Origin of the sequence: Mycolicibacterium austroafricanum (assembly GCF_000612725.1) — a bacterium.
Taxonomy (GTDB): Bacteria; Actinomycetota; Actinomycetes; order Mycobacteriales; family Mycobacteriaceae; genus Mycobacterium; species Mycobacterium austroafricanum.
Genome location: NZ_HG964453.1, coordinates 642622 through 661035 on the forward strand (window position 1 = coordinate 642622; position 18414 = coordinate 661035).

15 protein-coding genes and 1 tRNA gene are annotated in these 18414 nt (G+C 69.1%); 11 read left to right on the top strand and 5 right to left on the bottom strand.

From position 1 onward, the window contains the following. Positions 1-76 precede the first annotated feature (76 nt). Positions 77-1483: a glycine--tRNA ligase gene (locus BN976_RS16740; protein WP_036372100.1), complete on the top strand. Its 1407-nt coding sequence runs from the start codon at positions 77-79 to the stop codon at positions 1481-1483. Between the two features lie 131 nt (positions 1484-1614). On the opposite strand, the gene BN976_RS16745 is transcribed toward BN976_RS16740, so the two are convergent. Both BN976_RS16745 and BN976_RS16750 read right to left on the bottom strand, forming a co-directional pair. Next, entirely contained in the window at positions 1615-2499 is an 885-nt protein-coding gene (locus BN976_RS16745; protein WP_036372355.1) for a type IV toxin-antitoxin system AbiEi family antitoxin, read from the bottom strand. Between the two features lie 199 nt (positions 2500-2698). Continuing rightward, positions 2699-4681 carry a TPM domain-containing protein gene (locus tag BN976_RS16750; protein ID WP_036372103.1) on the bottom strand — a complete coding sequence of 661 codons (1983 nt, stop codon included), beginning with the start codon at positions 4679-4681 and terminating at the stop codon, positions 2699-2701. Between the two features lie 73 nt (positions 4682-4754). Between BN976_RS16750 and BN976_RS16755 the strand changes: the two genes are divergently transcribed. Genes BN976_RS16755 through BN976_RS16765 form a run of 3 tightly spaced genes read left to right on the top strand, consistent with a single transcriptional unit; the run spans position 4755 to position 8347 of the window. Continuing rightward, positions 4755-6029, top strand: coding sequence for a deoxyguanosinetriphosphate triphosphohydrolase (locus tag BN976_RS16755; protein WP_011780983.1), 1275 nt, complete (start codon positions 4755-4757; stop codon positions 6027-6029). Positions 6030-6033: 4 nt separating this feature from the next. Further along, positions 6034-7983: a DNA primase gene (gene dnaG, locus BN976_RS16760; RefSeq protein WP_036372106.1), complete on the top strand. Its 1950-nt coding sequence runs from the start codon at positions 6034-6036 to the stop codon at positions 7981-7983. A 58-nt stretch (positions 7984-8041) separates the two neighbouring features. Next, the gene (locus tag BN976_RS16765; protein WP_036372108.1) at positions 8042-8347 is read left to right on the top strand and encodes a DUF7155 family protein; all 306 of its coding nucleotides are present in this window, start codon (positions 8042-8044) and stop codon (positions 8345-8347) included. On the opposite strand, the gene BN976_RS16770 is transcribed toward BN976_RS16765, so the two are convergent. Continuing rightward, positions 8344-8595 (bottom strand): hypothetical protein, encoded by a 252-nt coding sequence (locus tag BN976_RS16770; protein ID WP_036372111.1) that lies wholly within the window; start codon positions 8593-8595, stop codon positions 8344-8346. The genes BN976_RS16765 and BN976_RS16770 overlap by 4 nt on opposite strands. A 156-nt stretch (positions 8596-8751) precedes the next feature. Here BN976_RS16770 and BN976_RS16775 point away from each other — a divergent pair. From BN976_RS16775 to BN976_RS16790, 4 genes are all read left to right on the top strand, one after another. Next, a tRNA-Asn gene (locus tag BN976_RS16775) sits at positions 8752-8827 on the top strand. A gap of 206 nt (positions 8828-9033) precedes the next feature. Continuing rightward, the gene (locus tag BN976_RS16780; protein WP_011780979.1) at positions 9034-9276 is read left to right on the top strand and encodes a hypothetical protein; all 243 of its coding nucleotides are present in this window, start codon (positions 9034-9036) and stop codon (positions 9274-9276) included. Between the two features lie 147 nt (positions 9277-9423). After that, positions 9424-12243, top strand: a complete 2820-nt coding sequence (locus BN976_RS16785; RefSeq protein ID WP_036372114.1) for a cation-translocating P-type ATPase — start codon at positions 9424-9426, stop codon at positions 12241-12243. A gap of 72 nt (positions 12244-12315) precedes the next feature. Next, positions 12316-12783, top strand: a complete 468-nt coding sequence (locus tag BN976_RS16790; protein ID WP_036372358.1) for an LppP/LprE family lipoprotein — start codon at positions 12316-12318, stop codon at positions 12781-12783. 4 nt (positions 12784-12787) lie between these two features. Here the strand turns inward: BN976_RS16790 and BN976_RS16795 are convergent, their stop codons facing one another. After that, positions 12788-14749: an acyl-CoA dehydrogenase family protein gene (locus BN976_RS16795; RefSeq protein ID WP_036372117.1), complete on the bottom strand. Its 1962-nt coding sequence runs from the start codon at positions 14747-14749 to the stop codon at positions 12788-12790. Between the two features lie 39 nt (positions 14750-14788). On the opposite strand from BN976_RS16795, the gene BN976_RS16800 reads away from it, so the two are divergent. Further along, a complete protein-coding gene (locus tag BN976_RS16800) occupies positions 14789-15001 on the top strand; it encodes a hypothetical protein (RefSeq protein ID WP_036372120.1) in 213 nt (70 codons plus the stop codon). On the opposite strand, the gene BN976_RS16805 is transcribed toward BN976_RS16800, so the two are convergent. Continuing rightward, positions 14970-15401, bottom strand: a complete 432-nt coding sequence (locus tag BN976_RS16805) for a MarR family winged helix-turn-helix transcriptional regulator (RefSeq protein WP_011780975.1) — start codon at positions 15399-15401, stop codon at positions 14970-14972. The genes BN976_RS16800 and BN976_RS16805 overlap by 32 nt on opposite strands. 105 nt (positions 15402-15506) lie before the next feature. Here BN976_RS16805 and BN976_RS16810 point away from each other — a divergent pair, with 105 nt between their 5' ends. Both BN976_RS16810 and BN976_RS16815 read left to right on the top strand, forming a co-directional pair. Beyond that, positions 15507-17552, top strand: coding sequence for an ABC transporter ATP-binding protein (locus BN976_RS16810; RefSeq protein ID WP_011780974.1), 2046 nt, complete (start codon positions 15507-15509; stop codon positions 17550-17552). Further along, on the top strand, positions 17549-18397 hold the full coding sequence (locus BN976_RS16815; RefSeq protein WP_036372123.1) for an energy-coupling factor transporter transmembrane component T family protein: 849 nt from the start codon (positions 17549-17551) through the stop codon (positions 18395-18397). The genes BN976_RS16810 and BN976_RS16815 overlap by 4 nt, the downstream gene beginning before the upstream one ends. Positions 18398-18414 lie beyond the last annotated feature (17 nt).

Consider the following 18414-nt stretch of genomic DNA (forward strand, 5'->3'; position numbering starts at 1 on the left):
CGATACATGCGTGACCGTGCATGTCAATCGGGGATATGGCGAGAAGTGCCGTGCGGGCTCGCTACGCTGTCAACCCGTGGCTCCGTCTTCCTCGATCATCGACACCGTTGCAAACCTGGCCAAGCGGCGCGGGCTGGTGTTCCAGTCCGGCGAGATCTACGGCGGCACCAAGTCTGCCTGGGATTACGGGCCGCTGGGGGTGGAACTCAAGGAGAACATCAAGCGTCAGTGGTGGCGTGCGGTCGTCACCAGCCGTGACGACGTCGTCGGTCTGGACAGTGCGATCATCCTCCCGCGCGAGGTGTGGGTGGCCTCCGGCCACGTCGAGGTCTTCAACGACCCGCTCGTGGAATGCCTGAACTGCCATAAGCGGCACCGGCAGGACCACATGCAGGAGGCTTACGCCGAAAAGGAAGCGAAGAAGGGCGTCACAGTCGACCCCGACGCGGTGGCGATGACCGAGATCGTCTGCCCCGACTGCGGCACCAAAGGTCAGTGGACCGAACCGCGCGACTTCAACATGATGCTCAAGACCTACCTCGGCCCGATCGAGACCGAGGAGGGTCTGCACTATCTGCGGCCCGAGACTGCCCAGGGCATCTTCGTCAACTTCGCCAACGTGGTGACCACCGCCCGCAAGAAGCCGCCGTTCGGCATCGGCCAGATCGGCAAGAGCTTCCGCAACGAGATCACCCCCGGCAACTTCATCTTCCGCACCCGCGAGTTCGAGCAGATGGAGATGGAGTTCTTCGTCGAGCCGTCCACCGCGGCTGAATGGCACCGGTACTGGATCGAGACGCGCCTGCAGTGGTACGTCGATCTGGGCATCAACCGCGACAACCTGCGCCTCTACGAGCACCCCAAGGAAAAGCTGTCGCACTACTCCGACGGCACCACCGACATCGAGTACAAGTTCGGTTTCGCCGGCAACCCGTGGGGTGAACTGGAAGGCATCGCCAACCGCACCAACTTCGACTTGTCCACGCACTCAAAGCATTCCGGTGTGGACCTGTCGTTCTACGACCAGGCCAACGACACCCGCTACGTGCCGTACGTGATCGAGCCGGCAGCCGGCCTGACCCGGTCGCTGATGGCGTTCCTGGTCGACGCCTACACCGAGGATGAGGCCCCCAATGCCAAGGGCGGTGTCGACAAGCGCACGGTGCTGCGGCTCGATCCGCGGCTGGCGCCGGTCAAGGCGGCGGTGCTGCCGTTGTCCCGGCACGCCGACCTGTCGCCGAAGGCCCGGGACCTGGCCGCCGAGTTGCGCCAGTCGTGGAACGTGGAGTTCGACGATGCCGGCGCGATCGGTCGGCGCTACCGGCGCCAGGACGAGATCGGCACGCCGTACTGCATCACAGTCGATTTCGATTCGCTGGAGGACCACGCCGTCACCATCCGCGAGCGCGACGCGATGACGCAGGAGCGGGTCGCGATCTCGGAGGTTTCCAACTACCTCGCAGTGCGGCTCAAGGGCAGCTAGCGTTCTCCGGCGAGCGTGCGTGTCTGCGGCCGACACACCGCGAGAATCCCGGAGTTCGCGCACGCTCACGCGCGATTCGGCGCACGCTCACGCGCGTGTTCACCCGCGCTCACGCGCGATTCGGCGCACGCTCACGCCGCGATCCGGCGCGTCAACTCGTGTTCGATGCGGCGCACCATGTCGTGCGACTGCTTACGGACGTCGTCCGACACCACGGACAGCATCCGCCAGTTGACCTCGTTGAGCGCGGCGCGTTTCTGACGGTCCCTGGCGAAGTGCTCCTGGTCGCTGTGCCAGTCGAACCCGTCGTACTCCACGGCGACCTTGGCGTCGAGCCAGGCGAAGTCGACGCGCCATGTGCGCCCGTTCAGGTCGACGATCTCGTGCTGAAGCACGGGCGGCGGCAGTCCGCCGTCGAGCATCGCCAGGCGGGCCTCGCTCTCCATGGGGGATTCGGCGAGTGCGTCGGCCAGCGGAATGAGTTCGCGCACCGCGACGATGCCCCGCCTGCCGGCTTGTTCGGCGGCGGCCACCGTCAACTGCTGCCGGGTGCAGCTTGTGCTGCGCAGCGCGGCGTCCAATGTTGCCAGGGCACGCGGACGGCGCAGCGACCGTGCGACCTCGACGGCGGTCCACGCTGCGGTGGTCGCAGGCCGGCCGTCCGCCACACCCAGCGGGGCGCCGTCGCGGCGGTGCACGATGAGCCCGTCGGAGTTTCGGAGTTGGTGGCGTGGCGGGTTGAGGGCGTGGATGTCATGGGTGTCCTCGGTGTCGAAGCCGTAGGCCGCCGCCGCGGTGCCCAGGCAGATCGCGACCGGTTCGCCAGCCCGAAGGTCGAGGCCCCGCAGTCGCGTCATGGTGTCGGGTTCGTCGCGGCTGTACACGCCGGGCCATACCTTGATCAGCCAGCCGTCGCGGATCTCGATGTCGAGACGGCTACGGCTGTAGAACCTCAGGAGTTGGCCCGAGGTCGCGACGCCGCCCTGCGCCCGGAACACCGCGTCGAGATCGGTCATGGTCACGATCGTCAACCGACGGTGCGGGTGGGCTGCGCGTCGAGATGCCCCGCTGTGGATGAACTTCAGATTGGGGACCGATTTGGGGGATCGCAATTGCCGTCAATTGCCGCAATTTTTGCGACGAGCGTGCGTGAAGTTCGAGATTTGGACGGCGTGTCTGCCGCAGACACGCACGCTCGCGCAAAGGTGGGGGGGGTTAGAAGCGGCCGCCTCCGCCGCTGAATCCGCCGCCGCCTCCGCCGAAGCCACCGCCGCCGCCGAACCCGCCGCCGAACCCGCCGCCGCCGAAGCCGCCGCGCAGCGCCCCGGAGAGCACGTTGCCGATCAGGATGCCGCCGATCACCGCACCCATCTGACCGCCCCCGCCGCCGCCGTACGGCCCGCTGAAGTGCCGTTGCGCGGCGGTGACGTCAGAGTTGGCCAGCGACTGCGCCTGCGCAGCCAGCATCGCGGCGCCGTTGGCGTGGGCGATGGCCTCGTTCAGGTTCGTCTCGCGCTTGTCCCGTGCCGCCTGCAACTGCCGGACCGCCTCGGCCAGCCGGGTCCGCGCCTCGGGACCGATGGCGCCGCGACGGGTGTCGATGTAATCGGACACCGCACGCACCCGCGACTGTGCGTTGAACAGCGCCTGGTCGAAGGTGCGGCTGAGCCGCTCGGCGGTCTCGCGCTCCTCCGCGACCTCGGCCAGCAGCCGATCGAGATCGGCGTCGGCCTGGGTAAGCCGGGTGAACGCCCCGAGAGGGTCACTGTTGCCGGTGCTCTGGGCTTGTGAAACTGCCTGCACCGCAGCGTCTCTGGCGGTGCTGAGCTCGGTGGCCACCGCGACGTTGCCCTGCGCCAGCTGGGCGCCGGCCTGGTTGATGCCGTTCTGGATGTCGGCGATGACGGCGGGCAGGCCGGTCACCGCGCGGTTGATGTCGGTGGACGCGCTGTCGACGGCGTCGAGCAGCGTGCGGGCCTGACCGAGCGCGGCCTCGGCGGCGTGGATGGCGTCGACCAGTCCGCCCTGCCGGTCGGCGGGCCGGGACACCAGGCCGCGGGCCGTGGTGATGCTCTGGTCGGCGAACGCCAGCCGCTGCCTGGCCTCGTCGATGTTGTCGGACACCGAAACCAGTGCGGTTTCGGCGAATTGGGACTTCAGCTGCTCCAGCGTCTGCTCTGCGGGAGTGAGCCGGGCGGTCAGGTCGACCATCTGCTGGGTCAGCGTGTCCAGCCGGCTGGGGGCATTGATCAGCAGGTCGCGCAGTTGGGCGAACGCCTCCCGCTGCGCTTCGAGTTCCCGGTCGGCTTTCGCGGCGGCGACGATGACGCGGGTCAGCAGGTCGCGACGCTGCATCGGGGTCTCGGGCACCGCGTCGTCGAGGATCTGCCGGACGTTGAGCGCCTGAGCCAGCGTGGTTCTGGCGTTGGCCACCGCCCGGCTGAACGGTGCGGTGTCCTGCTCGCCGAACTCCTCGACGGCCAGCGCCAATTCACTCTCGCTGGTGCGCAATTCGTTGTCCACGTCGACGACGATCTTGCGGGACAGTTCGTCGAGAGCATCCAGGGGTACGGCGGCGAGCGCATTGGCATCCGACGGGTCCACCCGCTGGGCAGCCTCGAATTCGGCCTCGCGCCGCTTGCGCCTGCGGCGGCGCTGCCACAGCACCAGGGCCGCCAGAGCGAGCGCGATCACCGCGAGCACGACGAGCACGCCCGTCCAGCTCACCGACCCGCCACCGCTGCCGGCCAGGCCCTCGGCTGCCGCCACCGCCGCGCCGGCCCAGTCGCCGGTGCGCAACAGTGGTTCGACCTGCTGGGTGCGGACTTTGTCGATGTCGACGCGCACCGCACCCCCCTTAGGTGCGATCAGCGCGTATGCGCGGTCGACGGTCGCGACGGCCAGGATCACGTCCTGGTTGCCCAGATCGCTGCGGGCAAAGGTGGTTTGCGTCCAGGTCTGCGCGTCCTGGCCGGAGAAGTCGTCGACGAACACCACCCACAGCCGGATGCGCTCCTCGTTGTACAGCCGGTCGATCGCTGCCTGCACCTCGGCCGTCCCTGCCGTGTCGAGGGCGCCGGCGTTGTCGGTCAGGTAGGTGGGCAGCCGCAGCGGTGGCTCGGCGGCCACCCCCGGGGCGCAGAGAAGTCCCAAGGTCAGGACGGCGAGCAGCATGGGCAACAAGCGGGCGACGCGCATGACCGCCAATGTAGTGCGGCACACCCGCACGGCTGTGTTTACCGGGTGATCAGCCCTGGCAGACTGTGCGTCGGTGAGCCCACGACTGCAGGACAGCTACGACGAGTTCGACCGCCAGCGCCTGGTGGCCGAACCGGCGAAGAGCGCCGGCCTGCCCGGGACCGACACCGAGCACCGCTCGGACTTCGCACGCGACCGGGCCCGCGTCCTGCACTGTGCCGCGCTGCGCCGGCTCGCCGACAAGACCCAGGTGGTGGGCCCCCGGGACGGCGAGACGCCGCGCACCCGATTGACGCATTCGCTGGAGGTCGCCCAGATAGGCCGTGGGATGGCGATCGGCCTGGGGTGCGACCCGGACCTCGTCGATCTGGCGGGCCTGGCCCACGACATCGGTCACCCGCCCTACGGTCACAACGGGGAACGCGCCCTCGACGAGATCATCAAGGGCTTCGGCGGTTTCGAGGGTAACGCCCAGAACTTCCGCATCCTGACCCGCCTTGAGCCCAAGGTGCTCGACGAGCACGGGCGCAGCGCCGGCCTGAACCTGACCAGGGCGTCGCTCGACGCGGTGGCGAAGTATCCGTGGCCGCGTCAGGAGGGCCGGCGGAAGTTCGGGTTCTACGGCGACGACATGGCTGCGGCGCAGTGGGTGCGTCACGGCGCACCCGCCGCCCGGCCGTGCCTGGAGGCACAGGTGATGGACTGGGCCGACGACGTGGCGTACTCGGTGCACGACGTCGAGGACGGCGTCATCTCCGGCCGTATCGACCTGCGTGTGCTGGCCGACGCCGATGCGGCGGCCTCCCTCGCCCACGTGGGCGCCCAGTCGTTCCCGACGCTGACCCCCGACGATCTGGTTGCGGCCGCCGAGCGGCTCTCCCAGGTTCCTGTGGTGGCGGCGGTGGGCAAGTTCGACGGCACCCTGTCCGCATCGGTGGCCCTGAAAACGTTGACCAGCGAGCTGGTCGGGCGGTTCGCCAACGCCGCCCTCACCGCGACCCGCGACGTCGCCGGACCGGGGCCGTTGCGTCGGTTCGACGCCGAGTTGACGGTGCCCAGCCTGGTACGTGCCGAGGTGGTGCTGCTCAAGACCCTTGCGCTGCAGTTCATCATGTCCGATCACCGGCACCTGCAGATCCAGGCCGACCAGCGCAACCGGATCCACGAGGTGGCGCTGGCGCTGTGGGGCCAGGCGCCGGGGAGCCTGGACCCCCAGTTCGCGGCGGAGTTCGCCGCGGCCCCCGACGACGGCGCGCGCCTGCGGGTGGTGATCGACCAGATCGCCTCTTACACCGAGAGCCGACTGGAGCGAGTGCACGAGGCGCGCTCGCCCCGGCCTCTAGACTGACCGGGTGGCGGCCGAAGCGACTCGAGGACGGGGCAGGATCCCCGACCGGGACATCGCCGCCATCCGCGAACGCGTCAACATCGAGGACGTCGTCGGCGACTACGTGCAGTTGCGCCGCGCCGGCGCCGATTCACTCAAGGGGTTGTGCCCCTTCCACGACGAGAAGTCCCCGTCCTTCCACGTGCGGCCCAATCACGGCCACTTCCACTGCTTCGGCTGCGGCGAGGGCGGCGACGTCTACGCGTTCCTGCAGAAGATCGAGCACGTCAGCTTCGTCGAGGCCGTCGAACTGCTCGCCGACCGCGTCGGCTACACGATCACCTACACCGGGGCGTCGACCACCAACGTCCAGCGCGACCGGGGGAGCCGCAGCAGGCTGTTGGCGGCCAACGCCGCCGCGCAGGAGTTCTACGCCGAGGCTCTGCAGAGTGCCGAGGCCGCCCCGGCCCGTCAATACCTCCTCGATCGCAACTTCGACGCCGCGGCGGCCGCCACGTTCGGGTGCGGCTTCGCCCCGTCGGGCTGGGAGACTTTGACAAAACACCTGCAGCGCAAGGGTTTTGAGTTCAAGGAGCTGGAGGCGGCGGGGTTGTCCAGGGAGGGCCGCCGCGGCCCGATGGACCGCTTCCACCGCCGGCTGCTGTGGCCGATCCGCACCAGCGCCGGGGAGGTCATCGGGTTCGGTGCCCGCCGGATTTTCGACGACGACCCGATGGAAGCCAAGTACGTCAACACCCCGGAAACGGTGCTGTACAAGAAGTCGTCGGTGCTGTTCGGCCTCGACCTGGCCAAGCGCGACATCGCCAAGTCGCACCGCGCGGTGGTGGTCGAGGGCTACACCGACGTGATGGCCATGCATCTGGCCGGGGAGACGACGGCGGTCGCGTCGTGCGGCACCGCGTTCGGCGACAGCCACCTCTCGCTGCTGCGGCGGCTGATGATGGACGACAACTGGTACCGCGGCGAGCTGATCTTCGTGTTCGACGGCGACGCCGCCGGGCAGGCGGCCGCACTGAAGGCGTTCGATGGTGATCAGCAGGTGGCGGGCAAATCGTTCGTCGCCGTCGCCGCCGACGGGATGGATCCGTGCGATCTGCGGCTGAAGTCCGGTGACGGCGCGCTGCGTGACCTGGTGGCCCGACGCATCCCGATGTTCGAGTTCGCGGTCCGCAGCCTCATCCCGAGCGGGGATGCCCTCGACAACGACCCGCAGGCCAAGGTCGACGCGCTGCGCCAGTGTGTGCCGCTGGTGGCCCGCATCCGGGACTACGCGCTGCGCGACGAGTACGCGCGCCGCCTTGCCGGGTGGACCGGCTGGAACGACGAGGGACAGGTGCTCAACCGCGTCCGCGAGGAGGCGGCCAAGCGCGGCATGCCTGACCGGGGCCGGCGCCGCGGCGCCTCCGCTGCGCAGACGCCACCGGCGTCGCCTGCCACGTCGGCCGTACCGCCGGTGGCCCGGCCCGATCCTGCCGACCCGACGCTGTGGCCGCAGCGTGAGGCCCTGAAATCGGCGTTGCAGTATCCGGCGCTGGCGGGCCCGGTCTTCGACTCGCTGGCTGCCGAGAGCTTCACCCACCCCGGCTACACGGCCGTGCGCGCGGCGATCGGGGCGGCGGGCGGAACCGCGGCCGGTGTGACGGGCGCAGAGTGGATCGAGATGGTCCGTGACCAGGCGTCCACCCCCGAGGCGGGCAGCCTGGTCAACGAGCTGGGTGTGGAGGCCATCAACGCCGACGACGAGCGGCTGCCCCGGTACATCGGCGGCGTGCTGGCCCGGCTGCAGGAAGTCTGGATCGGCAGGCAGATCGCCGACGTCAAATCGAAGCTGCAGCGGATGTCGCCGGTGGAGCAGGGCGACGAATACCACGCCCTCTTCGGTGACCTGGTGGCGATGGAGGCCTACCGTCGCAGCCTGCTGGAACAGGCCAGCGGTAACGACCTGACTGCATGAATCCGATAGGCGGGTTATGGTTGTGGCTGCTAAACCGTCGGGGAGAAGGCGAGCTGTGATGCTGGTGGACAAGATCCAGACCAACAAGACGCGGCTGATCGCCGGGGCCATCGCGGCCGCGGCTGTCGCCGTCCCGCTCTACACCTCTCTGACCACCGTCGATGCCGCCCCCGAGGTGAACGCCGGGCCGCAGTGTCTGGCGTGGTTCGGGAACAAGGAGGACGGCAACTGCCTGTCGTACTCCAACGGAACGGGCGCCACGATCGGCACCCCGCAGATCGGCTTCGGTGACAACGGCTTCGGCTTCTACACCGGCCCGCTGCTGCCCGGGACCACGATCAGCCAGGGCATCGGCGGAAACTAGAGGTTCTTCCTCACCATCTGCTCCGGCTCGAGTACCTCGGTGCCGGAGTCGATGCGCGTCAATTTCACCATCGCCGGGTCGGGTGACACCCGCTCGGCGATTTTGCGTCGACCGGCCTCGATCACCGCTTTGGCGGCGGGGCTGCCGGTGACGGCGCGGTAGGTGCCCGAGATCTGCTCGAAACGCCGCCTACCGGCCTTGGTTCCCAGCACGTAGCCGACGGCCGCTGCGGCGACATACCCGATCACAGGGCTCCTCCCGGAGGTCTCGAAGTGGGTTGACGTGTCGGGGTCCATCCTGCCTCACGGTGGGCACCGCGCGCCGGGCCGGGAACGCATTGGCACCTGCGCGCCGACGTAGGCTAGAGTGCTCTCTGGCCCGCGGCGCAGACCGCGGGAGGGCAATCCCCTGTAGCTCAATTGGCAGAGCATTCGGCTGTTAACCGAAGGGTTGCTGGTTCGAGTCCAGCCGGGGGAGCCACAGGGCCGCACACACCGAACGTCGTTCCGGTATGTGTGGCCCGGCTTTTTGAGCGCCGTTGTCGGCGAGCGTTTTTCGTACCCATCCCGGTTGCTGTGGCGTTCATGTGAACCCCCTGCCGTGCGGAGAGCTCGCAGTGCGGGCGTGCTTAGGCTCTCGAGGTGCCGTGTACCCGGCAGATGCAGGGAACCAAAAGGGGTTTCGAGATGTCGATCAGATTCAGGATCATCGCCGCGGTCATCGGTGCGGCAGCGTTGGTGGGCGCGGTCGGAGTGGACGTCGCGCAGGCGGGCACCTTCCCGAAGGGGGGTACGTATCACGACGGTGGGGAAGGGGCCACCGTCGAGCCGGCTCCGGACCCGACGACTCTGGCCACCGCGTCGTTCGCGCCGCAGATCCACGCCCAGGCCCCGTGCGGTGCGACGCCGTGGGGCGGCGGCTGCGGTTGAGGTGCCGGGCCGGTAGCGCTCGGGTGGCCGGCGGCGGCGCCCGCCTATCCTGCTCGTGTGGGAAACGTGTGATCTGCTTGGGGCTGCGTTTTCTGCGGTGGTCCGACATCTGTCGCGTCGATCGCCCGGCTCCAGGGAGGACGATCCGTGACCAGTGTGGTGGACGACACCGATCCTTCACTGCTGGACTGTGACACCGTCGTCGAACGGTTGGGTAGCGACGCCGAGCGCGGGCTGAGTATGCAGGAGGCCGCGCGGCGACTCGTCGAGGTGGGCCCGAACGAGATCACCGCCGAACCGGCCGTTCCGCGGTGGCGCAAGTTCGTCGAGCAGTTCCGCGACCCGCTGATCTACCTGCTGTTCGTGGCGATCGTGATCTCGCTGATCGTGTGGGCGGTGGACGGGGCGTCGGGTTGGCCGGTGGATGCCGTTGTGATCGCCGCCATCGTCGTCGCCAACGCGGTGCTGGGTTATGCCCAGCGGGCGCATGCCGAGCGTGCGGTCGAGGCGCTGATGCGGATGAGTGCGGCCACCGCGACGGTGATCCGAGACGGGGTCCAAAGGCGGGTTCCCACCAGAGAACTCGTGCCGGGCGACGTGCTGGTGCTGGCAGAGGGCGACACCGTGGCGGCCGATGCCCGGCTGTTGTCGGCGTCCACCCTTCAGGTGTCGGAGGCACCGCTGACCGGTGAGAGCGAGCCGGTGCTCAAGGACGCCAGCACGCTGACGGCGCCCGCCGCGCTCGGGGACCGGCTCGACATGGTCTTCAACGGCTCCGCGGTCAACCGGGGTGTCGGTCGGGCGGTGGTGACGGCCACCGCGATGGCGACCCAGATGGGGCAGATCGTCGTCCTGCTGCGGGCGGTGCAGCAGGAACCGACGCCGTTGCAGCTCGAGATCGCCCGCCTGGGCCGGGTGCTGGGCATCGCGGTGCTCTCGATCGCCGTCGTGGTGATCGCCGCCGTCCTGCTGGTGTTCGGTGTCGACAACATCGGGAACGTGGTCACCGCACTGCTGCTGGGCGTCTCGCTGGCGGTGGCGGCGGTGCCGGAGGGGCTGCCGGCGATCATGTCGGTGGTGCTCGCGCTCGGGGTTCGGCGGATGGCCGCCCGCAACGCGATCGTCAAGGACCTCTCGTCGGTGGAGACGTTGGGGTCGGCCTCGGTGGTCTGTTCGGACAAGACCGGCACGCTCACCACCGGGGAGATGACGATCGGGCGGATCGTCACACCGGTGGGTGAGGTGACGGTCACCGGGGCCGGATACCGTCCCGACGGGCGCATCGAGCTGGACGGCGACCCGCTCGCCGACGACGGTGAACTCGGGCGGCAGTGCGCACTGGTGCTCGGGATCGGAAGCCTCGCCAACGACGCCACCGTGCAGGAACAGGACGGTGAGTGGACCGTCCAGGGTGATCCGACGGAAGCCGCCTTCCTGGTCGCCGAGGGGAAGGTCGGCTCCGGCTACCGCCAGGACGGGCGGTTCAGCCGGGTCGGCGAGATTCCGTTCACCTCGGAGCGCAAGCTGATGACGAGTGTCGAATCGGACACCCGGCACGGCGGCAGGATCGTGGTCCTGACGAAGGGCGCCCCGGAGGTCCTGCTCGGCCGCTGTTCGTACGTGCAGGTCGGAGAGCGCACCGAACCACTCGACGAGGTGTGGAGAACGCGGGTCATCGACGACGTCGAACGTCTCTCCGGCGACGCCTACCGCACGCTGGCGGTGGCCTACCTGCGGCTGCAGCGGGCCGACCCGCCCGAGATCGACGAATCGCTCGAGCGCAACCTCGTCTACGTCGGGATGGTCGGCATCATCGACCCACCGCGCCCCGAGGCGGCGGCCGCCATCGCCGAGGCCCGCGGCGCAGGCATCCGCGTCGTGATGATCACCGGGGACCACCCACGCACGGCGGCGCGGATCGCCCGCGACCTCGGGTTGACCATGGAGGGGTCGGCGGTTTCCGGGGTCGATCTCGGCGAATTCACCGAGGACCAGTTCCGTGAGACGGTGCGCCGCCGCTCGGTGTATGCGCGGGTCAGCCCGGCCGACAAACAGCGCATCGTCGACGCACTCCACGCCGACCACCACGTCGTCGCGATGACCGGTGACGGTGTCAACGACGCCCCCGCCCTGAAAGCGGCCGACATCGGCGTCGCCATGGGGCGCAGCGGCACGGAGGTCGCCAAGGAAGCGGCCAAGATGATCCTGGCCGACGACAACTTCGCCACGATCGTCAACGCGATCCGGGAAGGCCGCGGGATCTTCTCGAACATCCGAAAGTTCCTGCGCTACCTGCTGTCCTCGAACATGGGCGAAGTTCTGACCGTCTTCCTCGGCGTGGTTCTGGCGCGGGCGAACGGCCTGACCGACGGGCACAGCGGCATCGCGCTGCCGTTGCTCGCCACCCAGATCCTGTGGATCAACCTGCTCACCGACAGTGGCCCGGCGCTGGCGATGGGTGTGGATCGCGAGACCGAGGACGTGATGAGCCGGCCGCCACGGTCGCTGTCGGATCGGATCATCGACGCCCGCATGTGGGGTGGCATCGTGGTGACGGGCGTGGTCATGGCGCTCGCCACGCTGCTCACGATCGACCTGTATCTTCCTGGTGGCCTGCTTGCCGGCGACGAGTCGCTGGACACCGCCCGCACGGCCGGTTTCACGGTGCTGGTGCTGGCCCAGTTGTTCAATTCGTTGAACGCCCGCTCCGAAACCGGAACCGCCTTCCGCCGACTGTTCGCCAACCCGTGGTTGTGGGTCGCGATCGCGGTCTCGGCGCTGCTACAGGTGGCCGTCGTGCACCTGCCCTTCCTTCAGCATGCATTCAGCACCGAACCACTGTCTCCGGCTCAGTGGGCGGTGTGTATCGCGATGGCCAGCACGGTGTTGTGGGTGAGCGAGATCCGAAAACTCCTTCTCCGCGTCCTTGACCGCCGCAGACGTGTTGCCGCACATGCCAATCGGTGATCCGCGCCGACGACACAGCGATTCCGCCCCGGCCAAGCCGGTGCGCACGGGCCGGACACCTATCCTGTGAGCATGCCGATTCCGCGCCCAGTGGTTGCTGTGGTCATGGTGGCCGCGATCTCAGGATGCGGGTGGAGCCCGCCTGCGCCGGCGCCCACGAGCACGGCCGCCGATTGCGGGCCGGGACCGGCAGCCGATGTCGTCGCCGCCGAGATCGCGATGCTGCCGCCGGCCGAGTGGGAGGAGACGGAGCGCGGTCACTCCGCCGACTGCCGGCTGAACTGGGTGGTGGTCAGCTCGGGGCACTTCGACGCTCCGCAGCAAGTGCTGTTCTTCGACGGAACTGAACCCGTGGGCTCACCCACCCCGGAGCCGCGCCGCTTCATCACGGTGATCCCGCAGGGCCGCAGCGACGCCGTCGTGCAGTACCAGTGGCGGCAGGGTCAGGACGAACCGTGCTGCCCGACGGGGATCGGCACGGCGCGGGTGACCCTCGAAGAGGGCAGGCTCACGATCCTGGACCCGATACCCGGGCCCTGACAGGTCAGATCGTCCCGGCGCTGGTCGCGTCCTGGCGGGTGTGCTCGTCGGCGTCGGGGATGTGCTCGGGATGCAACATCTCGGCGTAGCGCAGCTGCTCGGGGATGCCGAACCCGTCGACGAGCAGTTCGGCGTACGGCCGCAACCGTCGGCAGCGGTCGTTGATGCCGCGCGTCACCGCCTTGGCGCGCTCGGTGGACAGGAAACGGTGTTCGACGAACCACGCCTTGTCCTCTTCGATCACCGACAGCGCGTACAGATCGCACACCATCCCGAGGATTTCGCGGGCCAGCCGGTCTTCACAGGCGTCGATACCGGCGACGAACGCCTCAAGGACGACCCGCTCGATGTGGGCCTGTGCGACGTGCAGCACGTGGTCCTGCACCGAGTTGAACGCGTCGAAAGCGCTCATCTCCTTGGCTTTTCCCTGCAGCCGGCGCGCCACCGAGGCCACCATGTACTCCTCGCGGTCCTCGAACATCTTGACCTGCGTGCCACGGTTGAAGAGGCTGCCCTCCTCCTCGTTGTCCTGGCGGGTGTCCAGGACGGTCTGCATGATCGTCTGCGCCGCAGTGCGTTTCAGCACCCGCTCGCCCGCGAAGCTGGCCGCGAAGCGCACCCACTCGACGGGGCTCATGCCTTTGATGTCGTCGGCGTAGGCGGTCAGCAGTTCCTTGGCCACGAGTTGGTACAACACATGGTTGTCGCCCTCGAAGGTGGTGAACACGTCGGTGTCGGCCTTCAGCGCGATCAACCGGTTCTCGGCCATGTAGCCCGCTCCGCCGCAGGCCTCACGGGCCTCCTGGATGGCGCGGGTGGCATGCCAGGTGTTGGCGGCTTTCAGCCCGGCCGCGCGCGACTCCAACTCGCGCTGCTCCTCGGGATCGGGGTCGTCGGCCGTCTGCAGTTCGTGGCACTTGGCCACCAGCTCGTTCTGCGCGAACTGCAGCGCGTACGAGCGGGCGATCAGCGGGAACAGACGGCGCTGATGCACCAGGTAGTCCATCAGCAGCACCTCGCCGCCGTCGGGGTCGGAGAACTGCCTGCGCTGCAACGCGTACCGGGTCGCGATGTCGAGCGCCACCCGCGCCGCGGCGCCCGCGCTGCCGCCGACGGTGACACGGCCGCGGATCAGGGTGCCCAGCATCGTGAAGAAGCGGCGGTTCGGGTTCTCGATCGGCGAGGTGTACGTCCCGTCGGCAGCGACGTCGGCGTACCTGTTGAGCAGGTTCTCGCGGGGGACCCGCACCTGGTCGAACTGGATGCGGCCGTTGTCGACGCCGGGCAGACCGCCCTTGTAGTGGCAGTCCGACGTCGTCACGCCGGGGAGGTCGTTGCCGTCGTCGTCGCGGATCGGCACCACGAAACAGTGCACCCCGTGCGTCTCCCCGTCCGGGGTGATGAGCTGCGCGAAAACGGCTGCCACCCGAGCTGTTTCGGCCGCGCCGCCGATGTAGTCCTTGCGTGACGTGCGGGTCGGGGAGTCGATCACGAACTCCTCGGTGGCCGGGTCGTAGGTGGCCGTCGTCTCCAGCGACTGCACGTCGCTGCCGTGTCCGGTCTCGGTCATCGCGAAGCAGCCCAGCAATTCGAGGTCGATGAGCTTCTTGACGTAGGCCTTGTGGTGGCGCTCGGTGCCGAGATTCTCGATGGCGCCGCCGAACAGCCCCCACTGCACGCCGGCCTTGACCATCAGCGACAGGTCGCTCATCGCCAGCATCTCGATCTGTGTCACGGCGGCGCCGACGTCGCCGTTGCCGCCGTGTTCCTTCTTGAAGCCGTCCTCGGCGGCGCCCTGGGCGGCCATGATCTTCAGCTGCTCAGCCACTTTGGTGCGGGCGATGACGGTGTTCGGGGTGTAGTGAGGCCGGAAGACCTCGTCGCTGAGTTCGCGGCGCACCCGGTTCTTCACATCCCGGAAGCGGCCGTCGAGCGAGTTGCGCAAATGCTCCGCGGTGGTGGTCATGTCTGGACGGTAGCCGTCTCGGGGGATCCGCAAACCGTGATGTCGCAAACCCAGGTCGACCTCGGCTGGGAGCCGCTGAGCTGCCGGTGTTCGATCAAGCTCATGACGCAGGCATTCGAGGAGCGGCAGCTGCCACTCGGCGGCGTGGCGATCGCCGCGACCTACCTGGTCGGCCTTCTGGTCGGCGTCGCGGTCACCGGCTGGCCAGCCGTCGGTCAGCTCAACTCGACGGCGTCGTCGCGCCCTCGATGAGGCGGCGCATCACACCGACGGCCTGGGCGAGGCAGGCGCGGTCGGCGTCGCTCAGCCGTTCCAGATGCGGGTCGATGGCCGCGCCGCGATCGGCACGGGCCTGGCGCAGCGCTGCGACACCGTCCGGGGTGATGCGGATCAGCACGGCGCGGGCGTCCTTGGGGTCGGTGGTGCGGGTGACCATGCCGGCGTCCTCGAGTCGGCGGACCTGCGTCGTCATCGTCGGCTGCGAGCAGTGGTCGAGCGCGGCCAGATCCGAGATCCGGGCCTCGCCCTTGTCCTCGATCGTGGACAGCAGTCGTGCCTGCGCGAACGGGACCGGCATCCGGACCCGCTGGTTGGCGAGCCGGTTGATGCGGGCCACCACGGCGAGCAGGTCGGAGCCAAGCGTCGACGACATGCCCACATAGTTACATAGGCTCGGCTATGTAAATCAAGTCCGAAGGTGGTGCCGGTCACAAGCGGGCACGCCGGAGCCCCGCGCGCCGACTGGCAGAATCGTGAAATGACCTCGGCCGGCCCGGAGAGCGCCCCTCGACGGACTGGACCCCTGCAACCGGTCGAGCTCGCGCAGGCCGCCGTCATGGCCGCGTTGTGCGCGGCCATCGCGATCATCGCGGTCGTGGTCCCGTTCGCGGGCAGCCTGTCGCTGCTGGGGACCGTGCCGATGGGGCTGTTGGCCTACCGGTACCGGCTGCGGGTGCTGCTCGCCGCCACCGTGGCCGGCGGTCTGGTGGCCTTCCTCATCGCCGGCATGGGCGGCTTCATGACCGTCGTCAACTGCGCCTACATCGGCGGCCTGACCGGCATCGTCAAGCGTCGCGGACGGGGCACGCCCACGGTCGTCGCCTGCGCCCTCGTCGCGGGCGCCCTGTTCGGTGTCGCGGTGGTGGCCGCCCTCGCCCTGCTGAGCCGGCTGCGTCACCTGATCTTCGATTCGATGACCGCCAACATCACCGGGCTGGCCGCGATCCTGGAACGGGTGCCGGGCCTGGAGCCTGTCGCCGAGCGGCTCACGCGTGACTTCGCGACGGCCCTGCATTACTGGCCGTACCTGTTCTTCGCCGTGGGGGTCCTCAGCATCACATTCGTCAGCCTGGTCGGTTGGTGGGCGCTGTCGCGGGTGCTGGGCCGCCTGCTCGGCGTTCCCGACGTGCACAAACTGGAGGCATCGAACGACGTCGGATCGATCGCACCCGTCCCGCTGCAGCTGCGCGACGTGCGCTTCCGCTATCCGAACGCCGGTCAGGACGCGCTCGGACCGGTCTCGCTGGCCGTGCAACCGGGTGAACACCTGGCGGTCACCGGCGCCAACGGCTCGGGCAAGACCACGCTGATGCTGGTGCTCTCCGGTCGCGAGGCCACCGCCGGAACCGTGGAGCGGCCCGGTGCGGTGGGTCTCGGCAAGATCGGTGGGACCGCGGTCGTCATGCAACATCCGGAAAGTCAGGTCCTGGGAACGCGTGTCGCCGACGACGTGGTGTGGGGGCTACCGCCCGGTGCCTCCATCGACGTGGATCGGCTGCTCGCCGAAGTGGGGCTCGACGGCCTCGCCGAACGGGACACCGGCGGACTGTCCGGCGGCGAACTGCAGCGGCTGGCCGTGGCCGCGGCGCTCGCCCGCGAACCCTCTCTGCTGATCGCCGACGAGGTCACCAGCATGGTCGACCAGGACGGCCGGGAGGCGTTGATGTCGGTGCTGGCCGGTCTGACCACGCGGCACCGCACCGCGCTGGTGCACATCACGCACTACAACGACGAGGCCGAGGCGGCCGACCGCACCGTGACACTCGTGGGTAACGACGCGGCGTCCGACAACTCGCAGATGGTGGAGACTGCCGAGGTGCCGTCGGGTACACCCGACGAGACGCCGCGCGGTGCTCCGGTCCTGGAACTGCGCGGCGTCGGCCACGAATACGGAAGCGGAACCCCCTGGGCCAAGCGGGCGTTGAGCGGCATCGACTTCACCGTCCACGAGGGCGACGGCGTGCTGATCCACGGCCTCAACGGGTCCGGCAAGTCCACGCTGGCCTGGATCATGGCCGGACTGACGGTGCCCACTGTCGGCGCCTGCCTGCTCGACGGGGAGCCGGTGTCGGAACAGGTCGGCGCCGTGGCCATCTCGTTCCAGGCGGCTCGGCTGCAGCTGATGCGCAGCCACGTCGCGCACGAAATCGCCTCTGCGGCAGGCTTCTCGGTGCGTGACCGCGACCGGGTCGTCGCAGCGCTGGCGTCCGTCGGCCTGGACCCCGGCCTGGCCACCCGCAGGATCGATCAGCTCAGCGGCGGGCAGATGAGACGCGTCGTGCTGGCGGGCCTGCTGGCGCGTTCGCCGCGCGTGCTGATCCTCGACGAGCCGCTGGCCGGGCTGGATGCCGCCTCACAGCGCGGACTGGTGCATCTGCTGGAAGACCTTCGCCGCCGGACCCGTCTGACCGTCGTCGTCATCTCGCATGATTTCGGGGGTCTGGAGCGGTTGTGCCCGCGCACCCTGCACCTGGAGAACGGGGTGCTCGCGACCGCACCCACCGCGGCAGGGGGTCGGTCATGACGGCCGCGGCGGCACCGCGCAAGCCGCGCAGGCAGGTGGTGGTGCTGCGGCCGGTGCCGGGGGACACGGTGATCCACCGCCTCTGGGCCGGATCCAAGCTGCTCATCGTCGCCGGAATCGGTGTGCTGCTGACCTTCTACCCGGGCTGGGTGCCGATCGGTGCGGTGGCGCTGTTGGTCGTCGTCACGGCCAGGATGGCCCGCATCCCGCGCGGGGTGCTGCCCACGATCCCGGCCTGGCTGTGGTTTCTGCTGCTGCTCGGCGCGGTGACCGCCGCCTTCGCCGGCGGCGACCCGGTCATCGGTGTCGGCTCGGTGGAGGTCGGACTGGGCGGGCTGCTCAACTTCCTGCGCATCACCGCGTTGGCTACGGTGCTGCTGGGTCTGGGAGCCATGGTGTCGTGGACCACGAACGTCGCCGAGGTGGCGCCCGCGGTGGCCAGACTGGGCCGTCCGCTGCGGTCGCTGCGGATCCCGGTCGACGACTGGGCCGTCACGCTTGCGTTGGCGTTGAGGGCTTTTCCGATGTTGATCGACGAGTTCAGCGTGCTGTACGCGGCGCGCAGGCTGCGGCCACGCGAGGTGGACGGAAACCGCAGGACGAAGCTGCGGCGATGGGCGGCCGAGGTGATCGACCTGCTGGCCGCCGCGATCACCGTGTCGCTGCGCCGCGCAGACGAGATGGGAGACGCGATCACCGCGCGCGGCGGCGCCGGACAGATCTCGGCGGCCCCTTCGGGACCGCGGCGGCGGGACTGGGTGGCCTTCTCCGTCGTCGTCCTGGTGTGCGGCGCCGCGCTGGCGCTGGAGCTGACCGTCCTGGGCACCAGCGGGATCCGGCGCTGACCCACTACGGTGTGAAG

Coding starts and splice junctions, on each gene's coding strand:
- BN976_RS16745 (WP_036372355.1), bottom strand. CDS start 2,499: ATGACCGATCTCGACGCGGTGTTCCGGGCGCAGGGCGGCGTCGCGACC.
- BN976_RS16750 (WP_036372103.1), bottom strand. CDS start 4,681: ATGCGCGTCGCCCGCTTGTTGCCCATGCTGCTCGCCGTCCTGACCTTG.
- BN976_RS16765 (WP_036372108.1), top strand. CDS start 8,042: ATGCTGGTGGACAAGATCCAGACCAACAAGACGCGGCTGATCGCCGGG.
- BN976_RS16780 (WP_011780979.1), top strand. CDS start 9,034: ATGTCGATCAGATTCAGGATCATCGCCGCGGTCATCGGTGCGGCAGCG.
- BN976_RS16790 (WP_036372358.1), top strand. CDS start 12,316: ATGCCGATTCCGCGCCCAGTGGTTGCTGTGGTCATGGTGGCCGCGATC.
- BN976_RS16795 (WP_036372117.1), bottom strand. CDS start 14,749: ATGACCACCACCGCGGAGCATTTGCGCAACTCGCTCGACGGCCGCTTC.
- BN976_RS16800 (WP_036372120.1), top strand. CDS start 14,789: ATGTCGCAAACCCAGGTCGACCTCGGCTGGGAGCCGCTGAGCTGCCGG.
- BN976_RS16805 (WP_011780975.1), bottom strand. CDS start 15,401: ATGTCGTCGACGCTTGGCTCCGACCTGCTCGCCGTGGTGGCCCGCATC.
- BN976_RS16810 (WP_011780974.1), top strand. CDS start 15,507: ATGACCTCGGCCGGCCCGGAGAGCGCCCCTCGACGGACTGGACCCCTG.
- BN976_RS16815 (WP_036372123.1), top strand. CDS start 17,549: ATGACGGCCGCGGCGGCACCGCGCAAGCCGCGCAGGCAGGTGGTGGTG.